Source organism: Streptomyces sp. NPDC087859 (assembly GCF_044742595.1).
Classification (GTDB): Bacteria; Actinomycetota; Actinomycetes; order Streptomycetales; family Streptomycetaceae; genus Streptomyces; species Streptomyces canus_F.
Genome location: NZ_JBIUUU010000005.1, coordinates 252,027 through 278,946 on the forward strand (window position 1 = coordinate 252,027; position 26,920 = coordinate 278,946).

Genomic DNA, 26,920 nt, shown 5'->3' on the forward strand with positions numbered 1-26,920 from the left:
GATCCGGCAGCTGATCCTGCTGACCTGGCTGATCCGGCTGATCCGCGCGGTCCTCGAAGTGGCCGTCGACGGGGTCGGGGCTCACACGGCCTCCTTGTGCAGCGGCCCGTCGACCAAGTCGGACGGGCTGGGAGCCAGGACAGGTGATGGTGGCGTTGCGGGCGGCTGGGTCCGGCGCCGGCCGCGCGCCGCGATCCTCGCCGCCGCCAGCCGCAGCGCCCCGTCGGCGGCGACCGCGGCGCGCCGCCGCCGGGACACCACGGACCGGCGGTGAAGGACCGCGTACCCGTCGTCGGCGACGGCGTCCAGGATGGCGCCGTACAGGACGAACGCCGTGCGGATACAGGGGCGCGCGACCGGGTCGAGCATCGCAAGGCCGGGTGCGGCTTCGCGGTAGACGCCGCGGGTGAGGTCCTCGAAGGACTGGAACGCCTCGGTGATGCGCGGGTCGCGCTTGCCGGTGGCTCGGCTCCAGGCCAGCAGGTCACGGTGGACGCCGTGGGCGTGCAGGAGGTCGGCGGGGACGTAGACACGGCCGCGGTCGAGGTCTTCGCCCACGTCGCGCAGGAAGTTGGTCAGCTGGAAGGCAACGCCCAGGGCGGCGGCGTAGGGGGCGGCTTCGTCGCGAGGGACCACGGTGCCCAGGACGGGGAGCATCTGGAGGCCGATGACCGCGGCGGAACCGTGCATGTACGCCCGCAGGTCCTCGTAGGTCTGGTAGTCGGTCACTTCCAGGTCGCTGCGCATGGCGGCCATGAAGTCGCTGAAGTGACGGTGGTCGATGTCGTAGCGCCGGGCGGTGTCGGCGAGGGCCACCACCACGGGTTCGAGGCCGGTGCCGTCCCGCAGTCCCTTTTCCAGTTGTCGCTGCAAGCGGGCCAGTTCGGTGGCGCGGGCGTGGGGCGGAACGTCGGCGTCCAGGGAGTCGACGATGTCGTCGGCCCAGCGGGCGAAGCCGTACAGGGCGTGCACGGCGGGGCGGCGTTCGAGGGGCAGCAACCGGGTGGCGAGGAAGTAGGTCCGGCCGTAGCGGGCGTTGAGCCGACGGCAGCGGGTGTAGGCCTCGCGCAGCGACGGGTCGGCGATGCCCGCCGCGTCGAGTTCACGGGCGGTCATGCGGGAGATCCCTTCGAGGTGTTGGACGGGGCGCGGGTCCCGGACGGGGCGGGTGCCTTGGGGGTGATCGAGGTGGTGGGGACGGGCCGTCGGCGCCTGGGTGAGGTGGCCTGGTGGCCTCCGGTGATCCGGGCCGCGGCGAGCTTGCCGGACACCAGCACGGTGGGGACCCCGACGCCTGGGGTGGTGCCGCAGCCGGCGAGGACGGCGTTCTCGGTACCGCGCACGAGGTTGCGAGGCCGGAACGGGCCGGTCTGGGGGAAGGTGTGGGCCGCTGAGAAGGGGGTGCCTGCCGCATGGCCTTGCTGGTGCCAGTCGGCGGGGGTGACGAGGGATTCCTCCTGTACGGCGTCTGCGATGCCCTCGAAGCCGCGCCGCTCCAGTTCTCGCAGGAGGCTGTCGCGGTAGCGCGGCGCGAGCTCGGCCCAGGCGGTGGCGTCGGGGCCGATGGCGGTGTTCGGGCAGGGGGCGAGGATGTAGTGCAGATGGCAGCCGGGCGGGGCCAGGGAGGGGTCGGTGGCGGTGGGCTGGGTGATCAGCAGGGACGGGTCGCTCATCAGCTGCCCGGTGCGGGTCAGTTCGTCGAACGTGCGCCGCCACTGGGCCCCGAAGGACAGGGTGTGATGGGCGAGGGCGGGCCAGGTCCGGTCGGTGCCGGCATGCAGGACGACGGCCGACGGTGCGAACCTGAGTGACAGGGGGCGACGGGGTGTGTGTCCCAGGAGGCGGTAGGCGACCGGCAGGTCGGGGGTGAGGACGACGGCGTCGCAGGTGATGCGCTCCTGGTCGGTGACGACGGCGGTGACGCGGTCACCGCTTCGTTCCAGCCGGGTCACCTGCCTTCCGAAGCGCAGGTCCGCGCCCGCGTCGGCGGCGGCGTCCGCCATGGCCTGGGGCAGCGCGTGCATGCCGCCGCGGGGGAAGTACACGCCCGCGACGGTGTCCATGTAGGCGATCACGGCGTATGCGGCGAGGGCCCGTTCCGGTGGGACGCCGGCGTACAGCGCCTGGAACGAGAACACCCGGCGCACGCGCTCGTCGCGCAGGTGACGGCCGATCCGCGCGTCGAGTCGGCCGAACCCGCCGAGCGCGGCCAGGCGTGCCAGATCGGGCGTCAGCAGGGCGAACGGCGAGTCGAAGTTGGCATCGATGAAGTGCCGCATCTGGGCCTGGTACAGATCCTCCAGCCACCGGCGCAGCCGTCGGTACCCGGCGGCCTCCTGGGGGCCGGCGAACCGCTCCAGCTCGGACTCCATCGCCTGCGCGTCGGTGTGTACGTCGAGGCTGGTGCCGTCGGCGAACTGCGCGCGGTAGGCCGGGTGCAGGGGGATGAGGTCCACCCGGGCGCGCAGGCTGTCGCCGACTGCGGCGAAGGCCTCGTCCGCCAGGTCGGGCATGGTCAGGACTGTGGGGCCGGTGTCGATGCGGTATCCGTGGTGTTCGAGCCGTCCGGCCCGGCCGCCGGGCAGCGGATCGCGTTCAACGAGCGTCACCCGGCGGCCCGCGCCCAGCAGGTGCAGGGTCGCGGACAGACCGGAGAGCCCGGCGCCGACCACCACGACGTGATCGGTGGGCCCCGGAACGGTTCTGGTCATCGAGCGGCCTCCTCGGGGGCTCATCGGGTGGCAGCTTCGACGGCTGCGGTCAGCAGCAGGGAGACGGGCAGTCCGTCCTCGGCGTTCGGGTGGCCCGGTGGTGGCGGGGGACAGGCGCAGGAACCTGCCGTGGCGAGGAGCAGGTCGCGCAGCGGCTGGTGTCCCTCCGGTTCCAGCCGGGCGGACTCCAGATGGCGCATCGCATGGCCCGCCAGACGGTCGATCTTCGCCTCGACGATGTCGCGCGCGCCCGTGGCGACGAGGACGTCGAGGACCTCGGTGAGCCGGCTCTCGGGCAGGTCGGCGCGACCGAGGGAGCGTCGCAGTACGGCAAGGCCCCGGCGGTCGCCGGCCGCCTCGGCCCGTGCCTGTGCCACGGCCACCAGGTACGTCGGCTTGCCCGCCCGGATGTCACCGCCGACGGGTTTGCCGGTGTGCCGGGGGTCGCCGAAGACGTCGCTGAGGTCGTCGCGGAGCTGGAAGGCGATCCCGACGCAGCGGCCCGCCGAGCACAGGGCCTGGGTGCGCGCGGCATCCGCTCCGGCCAGGGCGGCGCCCAGCGCGAGGGGACGTTCCACCGAATACAGGGCGCTCTTGAGACAGGCGGCGCGGATGGCCCGCGTCAGGGACCGCGAGGACATGGCCTGCCCCTGGAGGTCGAGATACTGCCCGGCCACCATCTCCGTGCGCATGAGGCTCCACAGATCGCGTACGGCGCGGGCCCGCGGCCGGGGCGCCTCGACGTCCGCGACCAGGTCGTCCGCCCAGGCCAGGGCCAGGTCCCCGGCGAGGATCGCCGCGGCCTCGCCGAAGCGTGAGCCCGTGGCCCCGGGCGCGGTGTCGGCGTACTGAGCGGTGACGTCCGCGTGCAGCGAGAGCCGCCCGCGGCGCAGTCGGGAGCCGTCCATCACGTCGTCGTGGATCAGGGCGCAGCTCTGGATGAGTTCCAGTGCGGCACCGACGTGCAGGGCCGCGTCGGCCTCGGCGGCTCCGCCCCCGCAGGCGCGCATCGCCCACCACGTGAACTGGGACCGGATGCGCTTGCCCCCGTCCAGGGTGAAGCGCGCCAGGCGCTCGGCGAGATCACGGCCGAAGTCCGGGTCCATGGCGGCGGCCCGCTCCGTCCGCTCCGCCAGCACGGACTGCAGTACGCGGCCCACCGCGGCGGGCACATCCGCGTCGACGACGCGCGGGTCCCTGCCGTCCGGGGCCAGGTGGGCCGGGGCGGGACAGGGGCCTGGCGGCCTCCCGGCCACAGGGTGATCCTTCGCCTCGCTGGGGCGCATCCCGGTTCCTCTCATGTCGCTCGCGCATCTGCCTGACCAAAGGCCTTCCTCACAAGCGGCCCGCCCGGATGCGCCCTCGCGGCCGAAAGCCGTGATCTGTCACGGCAGTCGAACCCGAACCGGGACGGCACGCGACCCGAAGACCGCACGGCGCCGCGGCGGGTCGGGCCCGCACGGCCCTCGCGTCACCCGTTCCGCGGCTCAGCGCCCGGCCCACCCATGGCCTGCTTTCTCGACCTTGTGCACGCCGTCCGGAGGTTTCCCCGGCCTGCCTGCATCCGCGTCCGCCGTTCGGGCGGAAGGATTGCGGCGAGCTGCTGCCCGGCTCGTCGGCCGCGGGAGCGCGGCGACGCGCGCAGGGAGGGACGAGGGGACATGTGGAAGGCTGAGGTGGCCATCGTGGGGGCGGGAGCCGCGGGACTGTCTCTCGCGCACCGCCTCGCACGACCGGTGCCCGGCGCCCGGCGCGTGAACGTCGTCGTGCTGGACGCCCCGCCGGGTCCGCTTCGGCCGCCGGAGCGGACATGGTGTTTCTGGGAGGACGGTCCCGGACCCTACGATGCCGCGGTCACCGCGACCTGGCGGCGTCTGCGCGTGCACTCTCCCGCGGGTCGTCCGCTGGAGGACGACATCGCCCCACTGTCCTACAAGATGATCCGCTCCGCCGATTTCGAGCGCCTCGTCGAGCGCGAGGTGGCCTCCCACCGGGACATCTCCTGGCTGGAAGCGGCCGTCGAGACGGTGGACGCCCGCGCCGACGGAGCCGAGATCCGCGCCCGGGACGACCGAGGGCGCCCACTCGTGGTGCGTGCGCGCTGGGTCTTCGACTCCCGGCCGCTGGGGAGTGTCCCGGCGGCCCGGACCACCCTGTTGCAGCACTTCCACGGCTGGTTCGTGCGTACCGAGCGGCCCGTGTTCGACCCCGGCACGGTGGAGTTCATGGACTTCCGGGTCCCTCAGCCGGCCCGGGGCCTGGCCTTTGGCTACGTGTTGCCCACCAGCCCGCGCGAGGCACTGGTGGAGTACACCGGGTTCTCCCGCGCCGTGCTGTCGCGTCAGGCCTACGAGGCCGAACTGCGCAGCTACACCGAGGACGTCCTGCGCCTGGGGCCCTTCGAGGTCGTGTCGACCGAGACCGGCGTGATCCCCATGACCGACGCGCGCTTCGCCCGCCGCTCGGCGCCCTCCATTTTCCGTATCGGGGCCGCGGGAGGCGCCACCCGGCCGGCGACCGGCTACACCTTCTCCGCCGTCCAGCGTCAGACGCGGGCGATCGCCGAGGCCCTGTACGCGGGCCGCCGTCCGGAGCCACCGCCCGCCCACTCGGCGCGCTCGCTCGCCATGGACGCCGTCCTGCTCAGAGCCCTGGACAGCGGGCGGGTCGACGGAGCGGTGTTCTTCTCACGCCTGTTCGCGCACGTGCCGGCGGAGCGGCTGCTGCGGTTCCTCGACGGCCGGACCGGGTGGGGTGAGGACCTCGCCCTGGGCAGTCGTGCACCGGTGCTGCCGATGCTCCGCTCGGCAGCGGAACTGTTCTGGCTTCCCCGCAGGCCTTTTCCCTGACCGTGACGACCGCACGAAGGAGTTCTGTGCACCCCGATCGAGGAGATCACATGAGCGTGCTGCGCGACGAGGACCTGGCCGCAGCGTTCGACCACGCATCTCGCAGCTACGACATGCTGGTGGCCGCGAACCCCGGCTACCACGCCCATCTGCGCCGCTCCGTGCGCCGCCTCGGGCTGCCGCGCCATGGCGGCGGGCTGCGGGTGCTGGACCTGGGGTGCGGTACCGGCGCCTCGACGGCGGCGCTCACCGAGGTACTGCCCGACGCGGAGATCATCGCGGTGGACGCCTCCGCGGGCATGCTGGAACGCGCTGGTGCCAAACGCTGGCCGGCGGGCGTGAGATTCGTGCAGTCCCCCGCGGAAGGGCTGGCACAGGCGGGCGTGCGGGGACCGTTCGACGCCGTCTTCGCCGCTTACCTCTTTCGCAACGTCGCCGATCCCGACGCGGTGCTGGCCTCGGTGCATGCCGTCCTCGCCGCCGGCGGCCGGCTGGCGGTACACGAGTACACCCTCAGCGGCCGGGCCGTCGACCGCGCGGTGTGGACCGGTGTGTGCCGGGGGCTGGTCCTGCCCGTGGCGACCGTGCTCGGCGACGGTGACCTCTACCGCCATCTGTGGCGCAGCGTCGTGGACTTCGACACGGCGCCGGACTTCGCCGCGCGGGTGCGCGACGCCCGTTTCACCGACGTGCGGGTGCTGCCCTTGCCGGGATGGCAGACCGGCATCACGCACACCGTTCTGGCTCGCCGTCCGGTCGTCGACACCGAGGCCGCCCGATGAGCGCGCACCGACGCCAGGCGGCGATCCGGCGCGGCCGGGACCGGCGTGCCCGCGTCGTGCTGCCCGTGCCCGGCACGGACCGCGTCAGCAGCGACCGCACGGTGTCGACGGCGGTCGTGGGCGGCGGCATCGCAGGGCTGTCAGCCGCAACGGCCCTGGCCGAGCGGGGCGTTCGGGTCACCCTCTACGAACGCGAGCGCACCCTGGGCGGCCGGCTCGCGGGCTGGCCGACGGTGCTGACGGACGGCAGCCGCGTGACCATGAGCCGTGGCTTCCACGCCTTCTTCCGTCAGTACTACAACCTGCGCGGCCTGCTGCGCCGCACCGATCCCGGGCTGGAGCGCCTGCGCGCACTGCCCGACTACCCGCTGCGGCACGCCGACGGGATGCAGGACAGCTTCCGGCACGTCCCGCGCACCCCGCCCTGGAGCGCCCTCGGGTTCGTTGCCCTGAGCCCCACCTTCGGCCTGCGCGACCTGGCCCGGATGAGCCCCAGGGCGGCCCTGCCCCTGCTGGATGTCCGCGTCCCCGGCGTCTACACCCGCCTGGACGACGTGAGCGCCCAGGACTTCCTGGAGTCGATCCGCTTCCCGTCGGCCGCACACCATCTGGCGTTCGAGGTGTTCTCCCGCAGCTTCTTCGCCGATCCACGCGAACTGTCGGCGGCGGAGATGGTGTTGATGTTCCACATCTACTTCCTCGGCTCGGCCGAAGGCCTCCTGTTCGACGTGCCGAACGAACCGTTCCCCAGCGCCCTGTGGGACCCCCTCGCCGGATATCTCGCCGGTCACGGTGTCGACCTGCGCACCGCCACCTGCGTGGATTCGGTGGAGTCCCGGCCGGACGGCGGCTTCCTCGTCACCGCAGGACCGGACGAACGCCACCACGACACGGTGGTCCTGGCCCTGGACGCGGCAGGACTGCGCGCACTCGTGGAACGCTCCCCGGGGCTGGCCGACGCGGCGTGGCGCGAGCGGATGGCCGGGCTGCGCACCGCGCCGGCCTTCTTGGTGTCCCGGCTGTGGCTGGACCGCCCGGTGGCCGCGGACCGGCCCGGCTTCCTCGGCACCAGCGGCTACGGCACACTTGACAACGTCAGCGTCCTCGACCGCTGGGAGGGCGAGGCGGCGCAATGGGCCTCGCGCACCGGGGGCTCCGTGGTGGAACTGCACGCCTACGCCCTGCCCGAAGGCGCCGCCCGGGACGTGGAACAGAAGCATCTGGTGGAGCAGTTGCACCGGGTGTATCCGGAGACCCGTACGGCCACGGTCGTCGACGCACGGCACGAGTGGCGGGCCGACTGTCCCCTGTTCCCGGTCGGTGGCTACGCCGACCGGCCGACCGTGCGCACCAGTGATCCCGGCCTGGTCGTCGCCGGTGATCTGGTCCGCACGGAACTGCCGGTGGCACTCATGGAACGTGCGGCCACCAGCGGTTTCCTCGCGGCGAACGCTCTACTGGAGCGGTGGGGCGTAAAGGGTCAGACCCTGTGGACGGTCCCGGACGGCGGCCGCAGCGCGTTGCTGCGACGGCTTGCCCGGCTTGCCTGACCTCGTGGGCGGGGCGGCTTGTCACCGCTGTGCATCCGGCAGCGGAGCACGACCCGAATGTGCTGCATGAACAGCGCAGTCGATGAGGCGGTCCTGACCTCGCAGCCCTTCGTCACCGCTTCCCGGCCATCGCGCGGTACGCATCCGCACGATGTGGACGGAACGCTGACCTGGCACGCCTTGGGCCTGGAGACGATGGCCTCCCTGCTGGTGCTTTCCCTGCATCGGCTGGGGGACCGCTTTTTCGAGGGCCGATGCCAGTGGCCGCGCACGCATCCCCTCAACGAACGCACCACCACGGTGGCGCACCATCCGCTGATCGTCGTCGAGTCCACGCGGCAGCTCGCGGTGGCCGTGCAGCGGCGTCACCTCCCCATGGCGTCGCAAGCCGACTGCGAGGTGCTGTCCGTGAGCCTGGGCCTGCTTGCGGGCTTCGTGCCCAGGGAGAGCGGCAGTGCCACGGACGTGGCGGTGCGGCTGACCTTGAGCGACGTCGTGGTACGGGCCGGCAGCGCCGCCTCGTTCCGCATCACGGCGGAGTACCTGCACGCCGGGCAGGTGTTCGCGACCTGCGTGCTGGGATGTGCGTCATCCGGGGGAGACGATCCGGAGACGGCCGGTGCGATGGCACCCGGCCCCGGGCTGCTGCACCCGCCCGCGGCAGCGGTGGGCGCGGCGGCCGACGCGGACGTATTGCTGGCCCGTGGCCCCCAGGGCCGCCTGGTGATCGTCCCGCGCGACCCCGCCCACCCGGTCCTGCTGCCCGGCCGGCCCAGCCGGCTGACCACAGCGGCCGTACTGGAGGCGGGCCGGCAAGCGGTGTTGCTCTCCTGCGGGCTGACGGCCTCTGCGGTGGTGGGGCTCCACGCCGACGTCAGGTCGCCGGTTCCGGACCGGGGCGCCGTGGTGGAGGTGGCGTTCGACCAAGGAAGGGCCCGTTTCGTGGTGACCGCGGCCGGGCGCGTGGTGGCGACCGGTGCCGTGAGTCTGCTGCGGTCCTGACGGTCCGCAGCGTGGATCGCCTGCCGCACGCAGAAACCGTAGGTGCCGCCCTTGCCTTGAAGAACGGCGTCGGCCACCTGTGCTTCACGCGCCTGGGGATCCGCTGCTCTCCAGTGCGTCGAGCATGACCAGGGCCTCGTGCAGGCCGCGCGGGCGCAACTGCCCGGGGCGCGGTGCGCGGCCCCAGCCGGGGCCGGTGAGCATGACTTTGCTGCGGGTGCGGGCGCCGCGGACGCCCCAGTGGGTGGAGGCGATGTGCTGGGCCAGCTCGATGGCTGCCGTCGCCGCGGACTGGGACCACAGCACGACCGCACTCGGCCCGACGCGTTGCACCGCGGCCAGCAGTGCCTGCGCCGGGACCGCGCCGCCCAGCATGAGGGTGGCGACGCCCCGTTCGGCGAGCGCGGCGTTGAGCGCCTCCAGCGGCAACGTGTGCTGTTCTCCGGGCACGCAGGCGAGGATCACGGGAGCCGAGGACGACGACGTCCTGGTGGCCGCGGCACTCACGTAGACGTGCCGGATGGTCGCTGAGATGTGCCATGACAGGAGGTGCTCGACCTCGACATAGCGTTGGCCGGCCGACTGCCACTTGCGTCCGACGGCCTGCAGGGCCGGAGCCAGGATCTCCTCCCACGCCACGACCAGCCCGTGGGTGCGCACGGATGTCGTGAGTTGCTGCTGTACCGCTGCGGCGTCCAGCCGCACGGCGGCGCGCGCGAGACCCTTGCATTCCTGGCGCACGGTTCCGAGCGGCAGGCCGCTGCCTGAGCGTGAGGCGTAGGGGGAGCCGGACTCGTCGTCCGCAGCGCGGGGGAGTGCGGCGGGCGTCTGGTGTGCGGGGTGCCCGGGGATGAGGTTCTTGGCGGCCCGAGCGGCTTCCCCCGGCGGAATGCCGGCGGCGGCCAGCCGGCACATCTCGAGGACCATGGCGACGTCGTCGGGTGTCCACCTGCGGTGGCGTCCCTCGGTCCGGGCTGCCGGGCCGAGACCGTACCTGCGGTCCCAGGAGCGCAGTGTCGTGGGCGACACGCCCAGACGTCTGGCGAGCGAACCGGTCGTCACCCCGGCCTCAGCGGGAATCCCTGCCCCCGGTTCGTTCACGTCCATGAGGAAGTCCCGACGTCACTCGGCACGCTGAATTCCGATCACGATGGCCTCCCGTTCGGTCCTGCACTCGCCTTCCCCGGCATGATCTGTTCCTCCTTCGGATGCTTGACGGATGCACCAACGGGCCGTGACCCGCATCCGAGCGGTGGCCCGCCGCCGAAGCAGACGAGAAAGCGATCGTCGTCGTTGCAGGAGGTGCGGCATGGACATGTGCGGCGCACGGATCCTGGTCCCCGGCGCCACCGGACGGCTCGGCGCTGCTCTGGTCACCCGTCTGCACGCCCTCGGAGCACGCCCCGCCCTCGCAGGTCGCAGCCCCGACGCGCTCGCCCGCGTCTCGGCGCTCTGTGGAGGAGCCCCCGCCCGGACGTTCGACGCGTGGGACCTCGACCGCTGCGCGCTGACCGTGCACTGGGCGGAGACCGAGCTGGGCGGCCTGGACGGCGTCGTCGTATGCCTGGGTGTCGCCGCGTTCGGCCCTGCCCCCGAGATCAGTGACGCCGTCGCCGAACACCTCATCGCGGTCAACGCACTGGCCCCGATGGCGTTCCTGCGTGCCGCCGCGCCCCGGATCGGCGAGGGAGGCGTCCTGGCCGCTGTCACCGGGGTCGTCGCCGAGGTGGCTCCGGCCGGGATGGCGGACTACGCCGCAGCCAAAGCGGCGCTGGCCACCTGGCTCACGGCGGTGCGGCGGGAACAGCGGCGCAGAGGTGTGAGTGTGCTGGAGATCAACCTCCCGCACATGGACACGGGCTTCGCCCAGCGAGCCGTGCACGGCCAGGCGCCGCGCCTGCCGCAGGGACTGCCCGTCGAGGACGCCGTGGACGCCGTCGTGGCGGCTCTGTCCGACGGCGCCCGCCTGGTGCGCCCGGGAACCGTCGCCCCGCTCGAAGTGGTCCGGTAGGACCACCACGCCCAGGAGCCGTGGTCCGAGGCTCTGGGCCCTGCGACGCGTGCTGTTCGGGCAGGGCCTGTGCGACCGGCTGCTGCTGGTACGTCGGTGACGCGGTGCTGTCCGCTGTCTCCTGCCGATGTACGCCGTCTGCGGCGCCCCGCACCGCAAATTCGATGCAGAGACGATGCGAGTTGTTCAGCTTGCATCGAATGCGCACTGTAGAGGAACAGTCGTCGCTCTCGGCGACCACGATGCCCGGTGGAGGAGGAGTCATGACGACCGCACAGCGAACCAGCGCGGACATCGACGACAGCGCGTTGGCCGACGCATTCCTCAGGGGGGACGAGGCCTGCCTGGCGACCATGTACGAGCGGTGGGGTTCCCTCGTGTTCAACCTCGCCCGGCGTTCGCTGGGGGACGTCAGGGAAGCCGAGGACGTCACCCAGGTGGTCTTCCTCGCCGCGTGGCGAGGGCGGGCAGGGTACAGTCCGGACCGCGGGGCCCTGCCCGGGTGGCTCACGGGCATCACCCGGCGCAAGGTCGCCGACGCGCTGGCGGCCCGCACTCGCCGCACCGAACTCGTCGCCGCCGCGGGCGCCCAGCTGTTGCTGAGGGCCACCGACGAGGCCGTGCGGCCGGAGGCCGCCGTCGACCGCGTCCTGCTCGCGGACGAGATGTCGCAGCTTCCGGCACCGCAACGCCGGGTGCTCAACCTGACCTTCTACGACGACCTCACCCAGACCCAGATCGCCGAACTCACCGGCTGGCCCCTGGGCACGGTCAAGAGCCACACCCGCCGCGGCCTGCGCCGCCTCGCCTGCCGTCTCCGCGAGGAGAACCTCATCGCATGCGCCGCGTGATATCGATGCGCAATCGATGCGTGTGATTCGATGATCACTTTTCGTCCATGACCCCCTGCATCCGGTCCCCGGTGGCCAACTGGGCGCTCACCTCGAACCGCGGGCGTTTCGGTGCACGGACGGCGACGGTTCGGCCGGATGTCTTCGCCGTGACGTCCCCGCTGACCGTCAGGCTCGTGACGGCGCGGCTCCCGGCCGCCAGGGCGTACCAGTTGCCTCTGGGGGAGCGCCACACCGTGCCGGCCACGATGTGTTGGCCGAAGCGGCTGCAGAGCGCGGTCGACCGGACCCGCGACACGGGACGGGCCGGTGCTTTCGCCCCCTCGGCGGCCACCCGTAGGGTCACCGCCACATGACCGGGGCCGCGCCAGGACGACTCACGCATGCACGTCCACACCGCCCGGCCGCCGCCGTCGGGAAGATCCTGTTCGGCGAAGTCCCATGCGTTGACCGCGCGGGTGTCCGTGTCACGCAGGTCGGAGAGGGCGCACGCCTGGTGGGACCAGGCCACCAGGGCGGCCGGCCCCGTGGCCTCCCTCGGCTGGCGGGGCGGTGGCGTTCCGTGTCCCGGCAGCGGCGTGAAGGTCAGGTGCACGGGGGACAGGTCACCCAGTCCGGCGAGCAGAAAGGCGTGGCGCTCGGCGATCCGCGCCGAAGAACGCAGTTGCAGTACCGGGCGGCTGTCGCAGCCGCCCTCGCTTCCTGCGGTGAACGGGACCGGCTCGCTCACGCCGTCCTCGGTCGTGTCCAGCGCGGTTGCGAGGACATCGGGGCGCAACAGGTCCCGGGACTGCACCTCGGCCACCCAGGGGGCGATCAGGTAGCGGGCACCGCTGCTCTTGGAGCTGAGCCTGACGGCCGCCGCGGTCGTCACGTCCGCGTCGTCCACCCGGGCCACATCGAGCCGGGTACGGGCCTGTGACCGCAGGTCCTCCTGGTAGCGGGCCAGGCGCTGTCCGTCGTACAGCAGGACCACGGCGTGTGCGTCGACCTCGCCCGCGTAGAGCAGCTGGGGTGCGGACAGAGGCGGGGCCGCGGAGGTGGCGGCCGCGGTGACGACCCGTGTACCGGAGCCCGGTCGCGACCACGTGGACAGCGCGCGGCTCAGGAGTTGTTCATCCTCCACCCGGGAACCGCGGGGCGGCCAGGCGGTGAAGTCGATGCGCGCGGTGTTGTCCCACCGGCCGGCCGGAGCGCGGGTGAGATCCGCTGCTCGCAGGCCGGAAGCGGCCGCGGGCAGCGCTGTCGTGGGTACCGGGGCCGGGTCGGGGGCGAGCTGGGCCAGCAGCAGCGCGCCGGTCAGCAGACCGGCCAGACACGCCACCAGAGCCAGCCGGGTCCGATGCCTGCGCCGCAGCAGGTCGGTCGGAGTCGCCTGCAGGACGCAGGCGTCGAACTCCTCCGAGACCGCCAGGGTCCGGGCCGCGCCGACTTCGTCCGCCGCGAAGGCACGGCAGTCCCGCACAGCGCCGTCGGCGTCTTCGGCCCCGGCCGCCTCGAGCACGTCGACAGCAGCGTCGTGCGGCAGGCCGTGGACCGAGCACAGCACGAACGCGGCCCGCGCCTCGGCGGACAGACCGGCCAGGGCACGCGTCAGGGACAGCGCTTCCGCTCCGCCCGGTCGGGGGAACAGCCTGAGTCCCAGCACGATCGGAAGACGTGGCAGCAGAGCCCGTGGGGGAGCGAGCCGTGCCGGCCACAGCGCGGGACGCCGGTCGTAGGCGAAGACGCCGCGCAGCACCGTCACGAGATACGACTCTTCCGGACGGGCGTGATGGTTGTCGGAGCGGCGGGGCGAGGGCACGGACCGTGCCCGTGCCAGGCGGGCGCTGGGCAGCGCGCGCTGCACCACCCAATGGGCCACGGTCACCTTCTGGTGCCTGCCCAGCGACGCGGGAAGCGTGATGTACGCCAGACGTACCAGATCGGCGTATTGGTGGACGAGAGCGTTTTCGGCTTCCGAGACGGGCGTGTCGAGACGCTCGGTGCGCTGTCGAAGTGAGCCAAAACGCATGGGTGGCAGGCCTTCCGGAGGGAGACACGCTGGCGGTGCTCCCGTTCAAACGAGTGAATCCCCAGCCGGTCACTCCCGACCTGTCCGATGATCGTTTCGGGATGGGGTGCTCGCTTGTCCAGTGCGTCGGGTGACGAGGCCGACGTCCGGCAGGTGTCAAATTCCCGCGCTTCGGTTGCCTGTTGGGTCTCTGCGTGCCGAGCGCTCTGTCGAGAGCCGGTGCCCGACATCGAGACTTTGTCCTAGTCATGGAAAAAGTCGAAAGATCGGATGCGAAAGGGGTTACGCGTCCGCACGAAGGCCGCTAACTTCCTTGAAATGAACCGGTCATACACAGGTGGCCGGTTCAACGGCGCGACGGCGCGCGCCTGTTCTCCCCTCGACGGGACCGATCGTGTCCCGCTGTCACCCCCACCCCCTCGGGAGACTCTGTGCGCACAAGACTGCTCAGACCCAGGTTCGTCCGCACGTTGGCACTGGCGGTGGTGTGTGCCGTCGGCGTCCTGGCCCCAGGCACCGCGAGTGCCGCGCCGCCGGACCCGGCGGCCGGCGCGAGCGCGGCGGCCCCGGCGTTCCAGCAGGTCACGCTCGCCAAAGGCGTGGCCGAGACAGGCGAACCCATGACCCTGACCGTCCTGCCGGACCGGTCGGTACTGCACACCTCGCGCGACGGCACCGTCCGGCGGACCGACGCCAACGGCAACACCGCCGTGGCGGGCAAGCTCACCGTATACAGCCACGACGAGGAAGGCCTGCAAGGCATCGCGGCGGACCCGGGCTTCGCGGCCAACCGCTTCGTCTACCTGTACTACGCACCTCAGTTGAGCACACCCGGCGGGGACGCCCCGTCCGACGGCGCCGCCTCCGACTTCACGCCGTTCGACGGCGTCAACCGGCTCTCCCGGTTCGTGCTGAAGGCCGACAACACCCTCGACCTGGCCAGTGAGAAGAAGATCCTCGACGTTCCCGCTTCCCGCGGCATCTGCTGCCACGTCGGCGGGGACATCGACTTCGACGCGGCCGGCAACCTGTACCTGTCGACGGGCGACGACAGCAACCCGTTCGCCTCGGACGGTTTCACCCCGATCGACGAGCGCGCCTCCCGCAACCCCGCCTACGACGCCCAGCGTTCCGCGGGCAACACCAACGACCTGCGCGGAAAGGTGCTGCGCATCAAGGTCAACGCCGACGGGACGTACACGATCCCGAGCGGCAACCTCTTCGCGCCCGGCACTGCCAAGACCCGCCCCGAGATCTACGCGATGGGATTCCGCAACCCCTTCCGCATGAGCGTCGACAAGGCCACCGGCATCGTCTACCTCGGTGACTACGGTCCTGACTCCGGTACCGCCTCGGCCGGGCGGGGCCCCGAGGGCCAGGTCGAGTTCAACCGCATCACCAAGGCGGGCAACTACGGCTGGCCGTACTGCACGGGCCGCAACGACGCCTACGTCGACTACGACTTCGCCGCCAACACCTCGGGAGCCACGTTCAACTGCTCGGCGCCCAGGAACACCTCACCGAACAACACCGGTCTCACGGACCTGCCCGCGGCACAGCCGGCCTGGATCCCCTACAACGGGTCCTCCGTACCGGAGTTCGGCGGCGGTTCGGAGTCCCCGATGGGTGGCCCCGTCTACCGCTACGACGCCGCGTCGACCTCGGAGGTCAAGTTCCCGCAGGAGTACGACGGCGACTTCTTCGCGGGCGAGTTCGGACGCCGCTGGATCAAGCGCATCGAGGCGGGAACCGACGGCACCGTGCAGTCCATCAACCCCGTCACCTGGAGCGGCACCCAGGTGATGGACATGGCCTTCGGACCGGACGGCGCCCTGTACGTCCTGGACTACGGCACCGGCTACTTCAACGGCGACGAGAACTCCGCCCTGTACCGCATCGAGTACGCCACCGACGGACTCGCGCCGACCGCGCAGGCCAAGGCCGACACCACCTCCGGCGTGGCGCCCCTGACCGTCTCCTTCTCCTCGACTGGCAGCTCGGATCCGGACGGTGGCGCTCTCAGCTACGCCTGGACCTTCGGGGACGGGGCCACCTCCACGGCCGCCGGCCCCTCCCACACCTACACCACCAACGGCCAGTACACGGCCACGCTGAAGGTCACGGACCCGACCGGAAAGACCGCGACCGCGTCCGTGCAGATCACGGTCGGCAACACCGCGCCCACCGTACGGCTCGACCTGCCCGCGAACGGCAGCATCTACGACTTCGGGGCGGCGATTCCGTTCAAGGTCACGGTGACCGACCCGGAGGACGGCACCATCGACTGCTCCAAGGTGAAGGTGTCGTTCATCGTCGGACACGACAGCCACGGCCATCCGCAGACCTCGGCCACCGGCTGCACCGGAACACTCCAGACCCTGGCCGACGGCGAACACGACCCCAACGCCAACATCTTCGGCGTCATCGACGCCGAGTACACCGACAAGGGCGCAGGCGGCCAGCCCGCGCTGACCACACGCGACCAGCACGTCATCCAGCCCTCCCACCGGCAGGCCGAGCACTACGGCAACTCCTCCGGCGTGGACGTCATCACCCACGCCGGCGCTCACGGCGGCAAGACCGTCGGAAACATCGAGAACGGCGACTGGATCTCCTTCACGCCGTACGCCCTCGCCAACACCACCGCATTCACCGCCCGAGTCTCCTCGGCGGGCGCGGGTGGCACCCTCGAGGTCCGCTCCGGATCACCGACCGGAACCCTCCTCGGAACAGCGACCGTACCCGTCACGGGGGGCTGGGAGACCTTCCAGGACGTGACCGCCACTCTGGCCAACCAGCCCAGCGGCACCACCCAGCTGTACCTCGTCTTCAAGGGCGGCAGCGGCGCCCTGTTCGACGTGGACGAGTTCTCCTTCACCACCTCCGGCGCAGGAACGCGCACCGGCGCGGTGAAGGGCGTCAACGGCAAGTGTCTCGACGTGAACAATGCGGGGACGGCGGACGGTACGCAGGTGCAGTTGTGGACGTGCAACGGCAGCGGTGCCCAGAGCTGGACGGTCGCTTCGGACGGTTCGGTGCGGGCGTTGGGCAAGTGCCTGGACGTGTCCGGTGGGGCCAGTGCCGACGGCACGAAGATCCAGTTGTGGACGTGCAACGGCACGGGAGCGCAGCGGTGGGCGCCGCAGTCGGACGGGACGGTCCGTAATCCGCAGTCCGGCAAGTGTCTTGATGCCTCCGGCGGTACCTGGAACGACGGCACCCCGGTCCATCTGTGGACCTGCCACACCGGCCCCAACCAGAAATGGACCCTTCCCTAGAAAGGAGGCGACCTGACATGCGTACGCGACTCACAGCGGCCATCGGCCTGTTCACCGGCCTCCTGCTCTGCCTGACCCCGCAAGCCACCGCCGTACCCGAACGGACGGACCAGCCCGCCGGCACCACCCGCCAGGCGGAACCGGCCGCCCTCGCCGCGACCGCCGCGGCGGCCGACCCGGCGTACAAGATCCTCGTGTTCTCCCGCACCGCGGGCTTCCGGCACTCCTCCATCGACGAGGGCGTCGCGGCACTGCGAGCCCTCGGCGCGGCCAACAACTTCACCGTGGACGCCACGGAGGACCCCCAGGCCTTCACCTCCGCCAACCTCGGCCAGTACAAGGCGGTCGTCTTCCTCTCCACGACCGGAGACGTCCTCGGCAGCGCCCAGGAGACCGCCTTCGAGCAGTACATCAACGCCGGCGGCGGATACGTCGGCATCCACGCCGCCGCCGACACCGAGTACGACTGGCCCTTCTACGAAGGCCTGGCCGGCGCCCTGTTCCACTCCCACCCCGCCATTCAGCCGGCCACCGTCAAGATCGAGGACCGGGCCCACGACGCCACCGCCCACCTCGGCACCACCTGGCAGCGCACCGACGAGTGGTACAACTACCGCACCAACCCCCGCACCACCGCACACGTGCTCGCCTCCCTCGACGAGTCCAGCTACACCGGCGGGAACATGTCCGGCGACCACCCGATCGCATGGTGCAAGGACTACCGAGGAGGCCGCTCGTTCTACACCGGCGGCGGTCACACCGAAGAGTCGTACAGCGACCCCGCCTTCCGGCGACACCTCCTGGGGGGCATTCGCTGGGCCGCGGGTATGACCCAGGCGGACTGCCGCCCGGAGAACGGCTACACCAAACTGTTCGACGGCTCCTCCACCAACGGCTGGCGGCAGGCGGGTCCCGGAGGCTTCACCCTCACCGCCGACGGCAGCCTCAGCTCCTACGGCGGCCTGGGCATGCTCTGGTACGCGGCCAAGGAGTTCACCGGCGACTACTCGCTCAAGCTCGACTGGAAAGCCGCGGGCGACGACAACTCCGGCGTCTTCCTCGGCTTCCCCGCCTCCGACGACCCCTGGTCCGCAGTGAACAACGGGTACGAGATCCAGATCGACGCCACCGACGCGTCCGACCGGACCACCGGCGCCGTGTACGGGTTCCGGTCCGCCGACCTCGCGGCACGCGACGCGGCACTGAACCCGCCGGGGGAGTGGAACACGTACGAACTCCGCGTCACCGGCGAACGACTGGAGATCTTCCTCAACGGAGACAAGATCAACGACTTCACCAACACCGACCCCGCCCGCAGCCTCCAGCAGGGCTACATCGGCCTCCAGAACCACGGCGACGGCGACGACGTCGCGTTCCGCAACATCCGGATCGACGCGGAGAACGACACCCCTCCCGGCCCCGTGTCGGGCCCGGTGAAGGGCGTCAACGGCAAGTGTCTCGACGTGAACAATGCGGGGACGGCGGACGGTACGCAGGTGCAGTTGTGGACGTGCAACGGCAGCGGTGCCCAGAGCTGGACGGTCGCTTCGGACGGTTCGGTGCGGGCGTTGGGCAAGTGCCTGGACGTGTCCGGTGGGGCCAGTGCCGACGGCACGAAGATCCAGTTGTGGACGTGCAACGGCACGGGAGCGCAGCGGTGGGCGCCGCAGTCGGACGGGACGGTCCGTAATCCGCAGTCCGGCAAGTGTCTTGATGCCTCCGGCGGTACCTGGAACGACGGCACCCCGGTCCATCTGTGGACCTGCCACACCGGCCCCAACCAGAAATGGACCCTCCCCTGACCCACTGAGGCCCCCGGAAACCCCGGTCAACGTGCTGTAGCGGCGGGTACGCCCGCCGCTACAGCACATGCCGTTCGGCATCCGGCCGTATTACGTCTGGTCGCGGGAAGGGCGTTCGCCGGGGGCCCGTTCCATGAACGCGCCCCCGGCGCGGCGCCCATCCACTCCGGTGCTGGTCGTAGTCGGCTTCAGCTCGCAGTCGGGACCGCGCGGTCGTGCCGGCTGAGGCCCGCTGTGATCACATGTCGAGCACCCGTCGGGTCTCGGCGGCGATCTGCTGGGTTTCGCCGGTCGCGACCACGAGGACCGGGACACTGCTCCCCGGATGATCGATGCGTCGAATGCCTTCCCGCATCAGATCTTCCAGGTCGGGGACGAGCAGCCCGCCTCGTACACCGAGAACAGTCAGGGCCGAGCAGATCTCCTCGCGTACCTCGGGCTGGTCTTCGCCGATCTCCCCGGTGAAGACCAGCGCGTCCAGCCGGTCCAGCGAGGCGGCCATCGAGGCGATGCCCCTGCGGCAGCTGAGTGTGAACGTCGCCAGCGCCAATGCGGCCGCGGCATCACCCTCCGCGCGGGCGCGCACCAGGTCCCGGGTGTCACCCGAGGTACCGGAGAGGCCGAGCAGACCGGAATGCCGGTGCAGTGCGTCATCCAATTCGTCCGTGCTCAGACCGTGTCGCCGCTGCAGCCACAGCAGCGCGCCGGGGTCGAGGCTGCCACTGCGCCGACTCATCACCAGGCCCTCCAGCGGCGTAAGGCCCATCGTGGTGTCCACGCTGCGTCCGTTCCGGACGGCGCACGCCGAGCAGCCTCCGCCCAGGTGCACGAGTACGACCTGGAGGATGCCGACGGGTCGTCCCAGGGCCTGAGCCGTCCTCTCCAATGCCCACGCGTAGGAAAGCCCGTGGAAGCCGTACCGGCGCAGCCCGTGTTCGGCTCGCCAACGTTCCGGCACGGCGTACGTGCGCGCCGGTGCCGGCAGATCCCTGTGAAAGACAGTGTCGAAGCAGGCGACATGAGGAACGTCGGGCAGGAGTTCTTGTGCGGCATCGACCACAGGCAGAGCGGGGGTCACGTGCAGCGGCGCGAGATCCGCGACATCCGCCAGCAGAGCCCGTACGCGTGCGTCGATCAGCGTGTGCCCAGTCAGGTGCGGACCGCTGTGGACGATGCGGTGACCAACCGCCGCAGGAGCGGGGACCTCGGTGAGGAAGTCCCGCAGTTCCGCCGCCGCTGCGGGCCCAGGGGGCTCCGAGGCGTCTCGATCCGCCACCCGTTCACCGTCCGCCGCGAACAGAGCGATGTGAAGACTCGAAGATCCGGCATCGAGGACCAATACGTAACCATCACGGCTCGCGGGGGAGCGGTCAGGACTCATCACACACCTCCAGGGCACTCGCGTCCTCCGGCACGGTGCGCCCGTCATGGAGCAGCGGGCTCAGCCCGGGTTCCCCGCATCGCTTCGCGCCACTCCGGCAGCGCAGAGTCTCCGCCTCTGCTCGCGGAACGGTAAGAACTCGGCAGGTCGCGGACGTCCCGGGACCCAGCAGTGACGACCTGCCAGGCCGTGCCGTTGACGAACCCGACGGCCGCGATGGCGAAGACGTCCGCCACGGCGCGCACCATGCCCAGGATCCGGTGGACGTGCTCAGCCCTGGCATCGCGTAGCGCTCGTGTCTGGATTCCTTCCCAAGCGCCCGTCGGCCGGCAACGGGGAACCAGAGGTCTTCGTCCTGCGTGGCCTGTGCCTGACGACGCCGGCCGCCGTCTGCCGCAGCCAGCGCCGCGGACGCCGGGAGCCCAGGCCAGCGCGGCACAGAGCGAGCCCTGTGCTCAGAATCGGCCTCGGTGCGGGCCGGGTTGTGTTCCTCCTGGCTTGGCAGGTCGGTGAGGGAGACGCCCATACGCCAGTCGTCGTCCTCCGGGCGGGTGCCGACGTTTCGGCCAGGTGGGCCACGTCGATCAGCTTGTTCGCCGCCGGAGCCCTCACCCACCTCGGTGCGCGGGCCCTGATCCGTCATCTTCCGCGGCCACGGCCGCCCGCACCCGTTGTTCCTCGCGAGCTGAGCCGACGTCCCGTTCCAGGGGCGTGCGGTATACAGCTGCCGCGAGGTCCTCCAGGGCCTGCTTCTGCAGTTCCGCCCCGCGCCGTAGCACCGGGCTCCGGTCCCCGGCGTCCTCCCACGCGCGGAGCGCCTCCTCCACACGCTCCCAGTCCGGATTCCTGTGCTCGCGCACGTCGACCGCCGCCTGTGCGATGTCCGTCTCCAGAGCGTCGGCGAGCCGCTCCGCCTCGGGGGCGAAGCGGCTGTCGGCCCGCGGGACGTGGCTCTCCATGACCATCGCCGCCCGGTCGAACCCCTTGAGAGCCTCCTGCGCCTCCTCCGCCTCGCGCGCCGTCAGCCCCCTGGGGCGGACCGGTTCCTGCCTCGCCTGGTCGTAGGCGTCCTGCCAGGCGGCACGTGCCTCCCTGCTCGCCAACAGAGCCCTGCGCATGTCGGCGCGATGCTCCCGAGTCGGTTCGGCGTAGCTGCGGAGCACGGCGGCCGCGTAGCGGCCATTGGCGGCGAGCCAGTCCGCAAGCCGGCCCGACAGCCGGAGGGTCTCCCATGCGGGGAACATCACGTACGCCAGCATTGCCAGAGCCCCGCCGAGCAGGGTGAGCACCACCCGCTCCGGGACTGTCTGCTCCCATGCCTGCCCGCCCATGCCGAGCAGGAAGACGACATACGCGGCGGTGAAGCACTGGGAGTAGGCGTAGCCGGTACGAAGCAGCGTGTACGACAGGCCCGCCGAGACCACCGCCAGCGCGCCGAACACCTGGGCGTCCGGCCCCAGAGCCTGCACCATCCCGGTGGCGATCGCGACTCCCGCCAGGGTCCCGGCGAGACGGGCCACCGCACGCGCGTACGTCCGGTGGAAGTCCGGCCGCATCACCATCACCGAGGCGATGGGCGCCCAGTAGCCGTGGTCCACGGGTAGCCGGGAAGCGATCAGATAGCCGAGCGTGGCCACCGCCGCCAGGCGGACGGCGTGCCGGAACACGGGTGAGTCCCGGCGGAGCTCACGGCGGACCGCCCGGATGACGACCGGGAGCAGACGGAACATGGTCGGACGCACCAGGAACTGGGCGCTATCGGGTCCGCGCAGCGTAGGCACTTTGTCGCGCGCGCCGCCGCTCCCGGCGATCTCCAACGTCTCGGCGAGCAGTTCCACGAGCCGTTCGGCGGCCTGCCGCGCGGGCCCCTCCAGCACCTCGTGCTCCTCGTCGATGTGCAGGACTTCCGTGGTCCCGGCCGGCACCTCGGCGGGAATACCACGTCGGACCGTACGGGCGGCCGCATCCAGGACACTGGCAGCCGCGTCGAGCAACTCCCGTGCGCGGTCCCGCCCGGGCCCCTCCACCGGGGCGCCGACGTCGGGGTCGGCGAGCGCGGCGACGACCGGCAGAATGCGCTCGGCGAGGCCCCGGGGGCCGTGAAGGACGGGGGGACGGGTGCGGGCCTGTGAGGGCGTCACGGCAGCCGCGTCCCGGGCCGTCATCAACGGCTCCGGTTCGAACGGGGCGGTGGGGTCGTGCCGCAGACGGCGGGCGTAGTCCGCCACGGCGGCCAGGGCGTCGGCGAGCGCGTCACGATGCGCCCCCCAACGGCGGATCGGGAACAGCAGGATCAGCACGGCCTGCACCACGCCCCCGAGCGCGATGACCCCGGCGTGCTCCAGGGCTCGTCCGACACTCGTGGGCAGGGTGATGGTCACCAGCATGCTGCCGACCGTCGTCGCCGCGACGATCCCAGCGGTCGATCCGAGGGCCCACGCCATCCCCGCGGCAAAGGCCCATACGGCCAGCAGAGGGAGGAACGTCACGAGTCGCCCCGCCGCCAGGTAGCCCACGAAGGTACTGAGCGCCAGACCGGCACCCGCACCGAGCGCGATCACCTTGCGCGGACGCCAGGTGCGCTGGAAGGTGGCCCCACCCGCAGAGAAGGCACCGAGGGCGGCGGACGCGGCATACGCAGGGGAGACCAGCCACAGCGCCGAGCCGATGACGATCGCCACCCCAGCGGCCGTGCGCAGCGCGAGCAGGGGCTCCAGCCGCGTCTCCTCGATCGTGAGCCCTGATCGCACGACCTCCCCGAAGGTCCGCAGCCACCTCACGCTGTGAGCCTAGCCGGAACGCCCCGCCGGGTCGCGCCGGCCGAGCCGCCGCCTCCTGACGGTGCCGCGCTCTGCGGACGCGCGCCCCCGGGCCGCCACCTGCACCCGCCGGCCGACCTGGCACCCTCACGTACAGGGCGATCGATGACCACACCCCGGCGCCGCACGGTCGGCCCAGCGGCCGCTGGCTTCGAACGAGTCTTCTGCCGGTACGGACAGCCGACGACGGTCGCGAAGCGAGCCAGGAAGCGGCGAGGACCTGCCCTACCGGGGCAACACCCACCCCGTCCTCGCCATGATCAGCCCGCCGAGGCACATCGCGTCGCTGTCGCTGTCATGCTCGGCCTTCCGCTGTGCGTCGCCCGCCGCGTGTGATGACCGGTACGCCGGCCAGCGGTGAGCGGCCATACCCCGCGCGCCCGGAAGCCGTTTTCGCCGGTACCGGTTCACTTCGACGACTGGTCACCATGGTCGTCCTCGAGCGTGCGACGACGTTCCTGTTCGCGTTTGGAGTAGGCGGCTGCCCGGATCGCCTCGTCGCTCTCCAAGCCTGAACCCAGCGCGCCGCCCACGGTGGCGACCGAAGCGACGAACCAGGACAACGTCAAGTACTCCTCGGCGTGCAGCGGGTTTCGTGTCGCGGAAGCAAAGACTTGGTCGTTGAGGATGAACAGCGCCCACACCCAGTTGATGACCATCAAACCCACGTAGCAGACGAGCACCCCGATACCCACGGTCACGACCGTCGAGGCGTTGTAGAGCCGCGCCCTCTGCTTCGCCTCCCGCGACCTATCCGCTGACCGATGCCACAGCTCCGCGTCCACGATCAGCCAGCCGATCATGATCGCAACAGACCCTGCCATGGCGATCACGAGGCGTGGCGTGCTCAGGGACGCGGCCAGGCTCCAGACGGTGGAGTTCACGGTGGCGACCGCTCCCGTGGCGAGCGCGGCCGCCAGGGCTTTCGACAAGCCCGGCACCAACCGCCACGGCCGGTTGGCGCGGACCATACCGACGAGCACCCGCAGGTAACCGCGCGGCCCGCCGACGACGTATCGAAGATCGTCTGTCCCCTTCTCACGCGGCTGACTTCGCGGAGGTCCTTCAGATCCCGTGGTTTGCGGACCCGCCAAACCAAGCACGGCTTCTTCGACGGCCCGCCGGGCCCTCGTCTGCAGCCGCAAGCCCCCCAGCGAAGGAAGAGAGAGCAGTGCCAAGCCGTGTTCGTGATCCAGATTCACGGCGAGCCTGCGGCCGTGTGAGTGCAGCGGAAGGTCGGTGAGGGCCACAACGATGTCCCAGTTCTCCGCACTCCCACGGTCCATGATCCGGCGCATCAAGGTGGGCGGGTCCTCCGTCCCGGAGGTGAAGGGCTCACTGACCACCTCGACATCGAACCGTCGCCCCTGGCCCGACTTGTCGGAGAGCCGAGCAGAAAGTGTCCGGGCCAAGCGTCGCGCGACCTCCGTCGGCGCGTCCGGATCGGCAAGGAGAGCCACGACCGTAACGTCCTGAGACGACACCCGCATGACTGGACCCTCCTCGCCGACTGCCCCGCGATCGAAGTGCCCAGGATGCCCCCGGGGTAACGGCGACGCTGTGTGACACGCTGGCTTCCGCCGGCAGGCGCAGGCGGTACCGCGGATCTCCTCGGCTTCCCAGCACGGGGGCCGCGGCCACCACCGGGACACGACCGCGTGCGTCACGCGAACACCCGCTCCGCCTCGGCCTCGAACTCCGTCAGTGGATTACGTGCCCAGCCAACTGGCCTGTCCTGCAGCGCGCCACCACGGTGGCGTCGGACGGGCGTGGCCATGGCCATCGACTCCTTCTCCTTCTTGTGCTCTCGTCGCCCGCAGGGCTTCATGCGAGCCAAGCGGACTGTTTCGGACGGGTGTGCGGGGAGGTGTCGGTGCCGCCGGGCGTGGCCGTGTGCCCCAGGTAGCGGTGCACGAAGTGGATGCTCATCGCGCCTTCGCCGACCGCGGAGGCCACGCGCTTCACCGAGCCGCTGCGGAGGTCGCCGGCGGCGAAGACACCGGGCAGGCTGGTCTCCAACGTCAGGCAGTCGCGGCCCTGGCTCTGCCAGAGTTCAGGAACGGAGCAGGCCTGTGCCTCCGCGCCGGTGAGCACGAAGCCGCGCGCGTCGAGGGCGAGCACACCGGACAGCCAACCGGTGTGCGGATCGGCGCCGGTGAAGACGAACAGGGCCCGCACCTCGAGGTGGCGGTGCTCGCCCGTACGGTGGTCGACCACGGTGACCGCCTCCAGCGTCTTGTCGCCGAGTGCCTCGGTCACCTCGGTGTGCAGCAGCACTCGCACTCGGGGGTGCCGCTCGATCTGATCGATCAGGTAGCGGGACATGTGCGCCTCGAGGCTCGGCCCACGGACGAGCAGCAACACCTGCGGTGCGTACCCGGCCAGGAAGAGCACCGCCTGGCCTGCGGAGTTGCCGCCGCCGACCACCGCCACCGGGTCGGTACGGCACTGCTGGGCCTCGTAGACGGTCGCCGAGTAGTGCACGCTCGCGCCCTCCAACGGCTCGATGCCGGGCACATCGAGGCGGCGGTAGCGGGCACCGGTGGCCAGGACGACGGTACGGGCGGTGACCTCGCTGCCGTCGGCGAACCCGACGGCGTAGTGGCCGTCCCGCCGTTCGAGCCGGGCCGCCTCCGCCGGGATGCTGATCCGAGCGCCGAACTTTTCCGCCTGGAGCACGGCGCGCTCGGTGAGTTCGGCGCCGGAGATGCCGGAAGGGAAGCCGAGCAGATTCTCGATGCGGGACGACGTCCCGGCCTGGCCGCCGGTGGCCAGCGCCTCGACCACGGTCGTGCCGAGGCCTTCCGAGGCGGCGTTCACCGCGGCGGCGAGACCGGCCGGGCCGGAGCCGACAATGAGGAGATCGCCGCGGCCGTTGCCCGCTTCCAGGGCCGGCAGGCCGATGAACCGGGCCAGTTCGGCGTTGCTCGGATTGCGCAGCAGGGTCGTGTCCCGCCAGATCACCAGCGGCGTCTGCTCCGGGCCGACCCCGAAGCGACGCAGCAGCGCCTCGGCCTCCTCGTCCGCCTCCAGATCGATCCAGCGGTGCGGCAGCCGGTTGCGGGCGGCGAATTCGCGCAGCCGCCGGGTGTCGGGCGAGTAGCGCGAGCCGATGATGCGGAACCCGGCGCCCTGCCCGACGAGCAGAGCACGGCGGCCCAGGCAGGCGCGCAGCACCGCATCACCAAGGGCGGAGTCACGGGTCACCAGGTCACGCAGCTGGTCCATGGACAGGGCGAGGATCTCGCCGGGGTCCCTGACTACTGCGGTGTAGAAGGCCACCTGTCCGTTGAGGAGGCCGAGTTCGCCGATGAAGCGGCCAGGGCCGTGCACCCGCAGCAGGCGTTCACCGGGCGTGCCGTAACCCTCGACGACGGCGAGCGAACCACTGAGGACCACGTAGAACACCTCGCACCGCTCGTCCTCCCGGATCAGCACGTCACCGGCGTCGACAGCGCGCCGCCGGCCATGCTGCGCCAGGCGGGCGATCTGGTCGTCCGACAGGCGGGGATAGGCGCCGTAGATGTCAGGCGTCTCGAAGGGGACGCTCTCCTCCTCCTCGTCGGGCACCGGCGCTGCGCCGGGCCGCGTCTCGTCGCCGGGCATCACGCGAACGCCTCATGGATGTAGCACCACCGCCAGTCCTCGCCGGGCTCGAACGACTGCACGATCGGATGGGCGTCGGCAGCTGCGTGCTTACGGGCGTGCTTGTTCGGTGAGGAGTCGCAGCAGCCGACGTGGCCACAGGTCAGGCAGAGCCTGAGGTGGACCCACGGGGAGCCGAGCAGCAGACACTCCTGGCACCCTTCTGGGGTCAGTGGCTGGACCGGCCGGACCAGCGCGAGGTGGGGGTCTGCGTGCAGGGTCATG

The 26,920-nt window shown here is 71.4% G+C and carries 18 protein-coding genes; 8 read left to right on the top strand and 10 right to left on the bottom strand.

Annotated elements, in window-relative coordinates; all coding sequences use genetic code 11:
* Positions 1-81 precede the first annotated feature (81 nt).
* Genes ACIOHP_RS13820 through ACIOHP_RS13830 form a run of 3 tightly spaced genes read right to left on the bottom strand, consistent with a single transcriptional unit; the run spans position 82 to position 3,997 of the window.
* Positions 82-1,116 carry a phytoene/squalene synthase family protein gene (locus tag ACIOHP_RS13820; protein ID WP_401886893.1) on the bottom strand — a complete coding sequence of 345 codons (1,035 nt, stop codon included), beginning with the start codon at positions 1,114-1,116 and terminating at the stop codon, positions 82-84.
* The gene (locus ACIOHP_RS13825) at positions 1,113-2,711 is read right to left on the bottom strand and encodes a phytoene desaturase (protein WP_401886896.1); all 1,599 of its coding nucleotides are present in this window, start codon (positions 2,709-2,711) and stop codon (positions 1,113-1,115) included. The genes ACIOHP_RS13820 and ACIOHP_RS13825 overlap by 4 nt, the downstream gene beginning before the upstream one ends.
* A gap of 20 nt (positions 2,712-2,731) precedes the next feature.
* Positions 2,732-3,997 (bottom strand): polyprenyl synthetase family protein, encoded by a 1,266-nt coding sequence (locus ACIOHP_RS13830; protein ID WP_401886898.1) that lies wholly within the window; start codon positions 3,995-3,997, stop codon positions 2,732-2,734.
* Positions 3,998-4,372: 375 nt separating this feature from the next.
* On the opposite strand from ACIOHP_RS13830, the gene ACIOHP_RS13835 reads away from it, so the two are divergent.
* From ACIOHP_RS13835 to ACIOHP_RS13850, 4 genes are all read left to right on the top strand, one after another.
* The gene (locus ACIOHP_RS13835; RefSeq protein ID WP_401886901.1) at positions 4,373-5,560 is read left to right on the top strand and encodes a lycopene cyclase family protein; all 1,188 of its coding nucleotides are present in this window, start codon (positions 4,373-4,375) and stop codon (positions 5,558-5,560) included.
* A 50-nt stretch (positions 5,561-5,610) separates the two neighbouring features.
* Complete coding sequence (locus tag ACIOHP_RS13840; RefSeq protein WP_401886904.1) at positions 5,611-6,342, top strand: class I SAM-dependent methyltransferase; 732 nt, start codon at positions 5,611-5,613, stop codon at positions 6,340-6,342.
* Positions 6,339-7,892 carry an FAD-dependent oxidoreductase gene (locus ACIOHP_RS13845; RefSeq protein ID WP_401886906.1) on the top strand — a complete coding sequence of 518 codons (1,554 nt, stop codon included), beginning with the start codon at positions 6,339-6,341 and terminating at the stop codon, positions 7,890-7,892. Before ACIOHP_RS13840 ends, ACIOHP_RS13845 begins: the two co-directional genes overlap by 4 nt.
* 66 nt (positions 7,893-7,958) lie before the next feature.
* Positions 7,959-8,894, top strand: a complete 936-nt coding sequence (locus tag ACIOHP_RS13850; RefSeq protein ID WP_401886908.1) for a hypothetical protein — start codon at positions 7,959-7,961, stop codon at positions 8,892-8,894.
* Between the two features lie 84 nt (positions 8,895-8,978).
* Here ACIOHP_RS13850 and ACIOHP_RS13855 read toward each other — a convergent pair whose 3' ends face one another.
* The gene (locus ACIOHP_RS13855; protein ID WP_401886910.1) at positions 8,979-10,001 is read right to left on the bottom strand and encodes a MerR family transcriptional regulator; all 1,023 of its coding nucleotides are present in this window, start codon (positions 9,999-10,001) and stop codon (positions 8,979-8,981) included.
* A 202-nt stretch (positions 10,002-10,203) separates the two neighbouring features.
* Here ACIOHP_RS13855 and ACIOHP_RS13860 point away from each other — a divergent pair, with 202 nt between their 5' ends.
* Together ACIOHP_RS13860 and ACIOHP_RS13865 are read left to right on the top strand one after the other, a co-directional pair.
* Entirely contained in the window at positions 10,204-10,905 is a 702-nt protein-coding gene (locus ACIOHP_RS13860; protein ID WP_401886913.1) for an SDR family NAD(P)-dependent oxidoreductase, read from the top strand.
* Positions 10,906-11,168: 263 nt separating this feature from the next.
* Entirely contained in the window at positions 11,169-11,756 is a 588-nt protein-coding gene (locus ACIOHP_RS13865) for a sigma-70 family RNA polymerase sigma factor (RefSeq protein ID WP_361554490.1), read from the top strand.
* Positions 11,757-11,790: 34 nt separating this feature from the next.
* On the opposite strand, the gene ACIOHP_RS13870 is transcribed toward ACIOHP_RS13865, so the two are convergent.
* Positions 11,791-13,626 (bottom strand): hypothetical protein, encoded by a 1,836-nt coding sequence (locus tag ACIOHP_RS13870; protein ID WP_401886916.1) that lies wholly within the window; start codon positions 13,624-13,626, stop codon positions 11,791-11,793.
* A 575-nt stretch (positions 13,627-14,201) separates the two neighbouring features.
* Between ACIOHP_RS13870 and ACIOHP_RS13875 the strand changes: the two genes are divergently transcribed.
* Both ACIOHP_RS13875 and ACIOHP_RS13880 read left to right on the top strand, forming a co-directional pair.
* Positions 14,202-17,048, top strand: coding sequence for a PQQ-dependent sugar dehydrogenase (locus ACIOHP_RS13875; protein ID WP_401886919.1), 2,847 nt, complete (start codon positions 14,202-14,204; stop codon positions 17,046-17,048).
* Positions 17,049-17,065: 17 nt separating this feature from the next.
* On the top strand, positions 17,066-18,850 hold the full coding sequence (locus ACIOHP_RS13880; protein WP_401886921.1) for a ThuA domain-containing protein: 1,785 nt from the start codon (positions 17,066-17,068) through the stop codon (positions 18,848-18,850).
* A 238-nt stretch (positions 18,851-19,088) separates the two neighbouring features.
* Here ACIOHP_RS13880 and ACIOHP_RS13885 read toward each other — a convergent pair whose 3' ends face one another.
* From ACIOHP_RS13885 to ACIOHP_RS13905, 5 genes are all read right to left on the bottom strand, one after another.
* On the bottom strand, positions 19,089-20,126 hold the full coding sequence (locus ACIOHP_RS13885) for an acetate/propionate family kinase (protein WP_401886924.1): 1,038 nt from the start codon (positions 20,124-20,126) through the stop codon (positions 19,089-19,091).
* Positions 20,127-20,839: 713 nt separating this feature from the next.
* Entirely contained in the window at positions 20,840-23,011 is a 2,172-nt protein-coding gene (locus tag ACIOHP_RS13890) for an FUSC family protein (protein ID WP_401886927.1), read from the bottom strand.
* A gap of 446 nt (positions 23,012-23,457) precedes the next feature.
* On the bottom strand, positions 23,458-24,510 hold the full coding sequence (locus ACIOHP_RS13895) for a hypothetical protein (RefSeq protein WP_401886929.1): 1,053 nt from the start codon (positions 24,508-24,510) through the stop codon (positions 23,458-23,460).
* Between the two features lie 364 nt (positions 24,511-24,874).
* Positions 24,875-26,656, bottom strand: a complete 1,782-nt coding sequence (locus tag ACIOHP_RS13900; protein WP_401886932.1) for an FAD-dependent oxidoreductase — start codon at positions 26,654-26,656, stop codon at positions 24,875-24,877.
* Positions 26,656-26,919 carry a UBP-type zinc finger domain-containing protein gene (locus ACIOHP_RS13905; protein ID WP_361554514.1) on the bottom strand — a complete coding sequence of 88 codons (264 nt, stop codon included), beginning with the start codon at positions 26,917-26,919 and terminating at the stop codon, positions 26,656-26,658. The genes ACIOHP_RS13900 and ACIOHP_RS13905 overlap by 1 nt, the downstream gene beginning before the upstream one ends.
* Between the last annotated feature and the right edge of the window lies 1 nt (position 26,920).

Excerpts from the sequence above, each read along its gene's own strand:
- ACIOHP_RS13820 (WP_401886893.1), bottom strand. The coding sequence starts at position 1,116 with ATGACCGCCCGTGAACTCGACGCGGCGGGCATCGCCGACCCGTCGCTG.
- ACIOHP_RS13825 (WP_401886896.1), bottom strand. The coding sequence starts at position 2,711 with ATGACCAGAACCGTTCCGGGGCCCACCGATCACGTCGTGGTGGTCGGC.
- ACIOHP_RS13830 (WP_401886898.1), bottom strand. The coding sequence starts at position 3,997 with ATGCGCCCCAGCGAGGCGAAGGATCACCCTGTGGCCGGGAGGCCGCCA.
- ACIOHP_RS13835 (WP_401886901.1), top strand. The coding sequence starts at position 4,373 with ATGTGGAAGGCTGAGGTGGCCATCGTGGGGGCGGGAGCCGCGGGACTG.
- ACIOHP_RS13840 (WP_401886904.1), top strand. The coding sequence starts at position 5,611 with ATGAGCGTGCTGCGCGACGAGGACCTGGCCGCAGCGTTCGACCACGCA.
- ACIOHP_RS13845 (WP_401886906.1), top strand. The coding sequence starts at position 6,339 with ATGAGCGCGCACCGACGCCAGGCGGCGATCCGGCGCGGCCGGGACCGG.
- ACIOHP_RS13850 (WP_401886908.1), top strand. The coding sequence starts at position 7,959 with ATGAACAGCGCAGTCGATGAGGCGGTCCTGACCTCGCAGCCCTTCGTC.
- ACIOHP_RS13855 (WP_401886910.1), bottom strand. The coding sequence starts at position 10,001 with ATGGACGTGAACGAACCGGGGGCAGGGATTCCCGCTGAGGCCGGGGTG.
- ACIOHP_RS13860 (WP_401886913.1), top strand. The coding sequence starts at position 10,204 with ATGGACATGTGCGGCGCACGGATCCTGGTCCCCGGCGCCACCGGACGG.
- ACIOHP_RS13865 (WP_361554490.1), top strand. The coding sequence starts at position 11,169 with ATGACGACCGCACAGCGAACCAGCGCGGACATCGACGACAGCGCGTTG.
- ACIOHP_RS13880 (WP_401886921.1), top strand. The coding sequence starts at position 17,066 with ATGCGTACGCGACTCACAGCGGCCATCGGCCTGTTCACCGGCCTCCTG.
- ACIOHP_RS13900 (WP_401886932.1), bottom strand. The coding sequence starts at position 26,656 with ATGCCCGGCGACGAGACGCGGCCCGGCGCAGCGCCGGTGCCCGACGAG.
- ACIOHP_RS13905 (WP_361554514.1), bottom strand. The coding sequence starts at position 26,919 with ATGACCCTGCACGCAGACCCCCACCTCGCGCTGGTCCGGCCGGTCCAG.